The following is a 1258-nucleotide window of genomic DNA, read 5'->3' on the forward strand; positions in this document are numbered from 1 at the left end:
TGCTCGGGCCGATCATGTTCGAGATCCCGTCCGCCGAAGACGTCGACAAAGTCATCGTGACCAAGGCCGCCGTCCAGGAGGGCGCAGCCCCGACCCTCGTGCTGCGGCAGAAGCGCAAGAGCGCCTAGCTCGCGACAGCGAGCGGATGTCGGCGGCCACGCCTAGCGTGGCCCGTATGCGCCCGTTCCAGATCGACGTGCCCGACCCCATCTTGCGAGATCTCCGCGCTCGWCTCGAGATGGCGCGGCTGCTTCCCGATTCGCCTCGGCGACCGGCATCCGGAATGTCCGCTGCCTATCTGCGCGCGCTCGTGACGACGTGGCGGGAGTTCGACTGGTCGGCTCGCCAGGCGTGGCTCAATGAGCATCCGCAATTCGTGGCGGAGATCGGCGACACGGCCCTCCACTTCGTGCACCGTCGTGCTGCGCGCGCGGACGCCCCGGCCTTGCTGATCATGCACGGCTGGCCGCATCTGTTCAGCCTCCAGTTGGAGTTCGCCGACCTGCTGCCGGACTTCCACGTCGTCGTGCCGAGCCTGCCAGGATTCGGCTTCTCGACGCCGTACGCCGAGGGCGCGATCACCGAGGTGCGCCTGGCCGCCACGATGCACACGCTGATGACCGATGTGCTCGGCTACGACCGCTACCTCACCTACGGCGAGGACGTGTCCGCGAACGTCAACGACCTGATCGCCGCCACCTACCCCGGCCAGGTCGCGGGCATCCTGGTGACGCACTCCCACTTCCCCTCACGTGCCGAGCGCAGCCGGCTCACCGACCCCGCCGAGCGCGCGTTCTTCGACGACCTCGATGCGGCGCATGGTCCGAACGGCGCCTACGGCCACGTCCAGGGCACCCGGCCCGACACGCTCGCCGCTGCACTGAACGACTCACCGGCCGGGCTGATCGGATGGCTGACCGAGAAGCTCGTCGAATGGAGCGACACTCCTCCTGGTGACCCTGCGGCCGTCGAGCGCCGGATCTCGAGGGACCGCATCCTCACCGAGGCGATGATCTACTGGGTCACCGAGTCCATCGGCACGTCGTTCCGGCCCTATTACGAGGGTGMCGACCAGCCCGCTCCGATGCCGGCCGTCGAGGTGCCGGCGGCGGTGTTCATCCAGCGTCACGAAGGCTCGTACCCCGAGTCCATCGCCCGCGGCTACTACCGCGACCTCCGGGTGTTCGAGCGACTGGCCGAAGGCGGGCACTTCACAGCGGCCGAGGTCCCCGCGGGGCTCGCGGAGCGAACCCGCGCG

Annotated in this window: 1 protein-coding gene; it reads left to right on the plus strand. The window is 69.0% G+C overall.

Translation table 11 applies throughout. The annotated features are described in order from the left end of the window. Nucleotides 1–175: 175 nt before the first annotated feature. Nucleotides 176–1258 (plus strand): epoxide hydrolase family protein (locus AC1DVT_RS20320; protein WP_477391217.1); only part of this gene is annotated, 1083 nt, incomplete at its 3' end.

The organism is Microbacterium sp. P2_F9 (genome assembly GCF_056403635.1).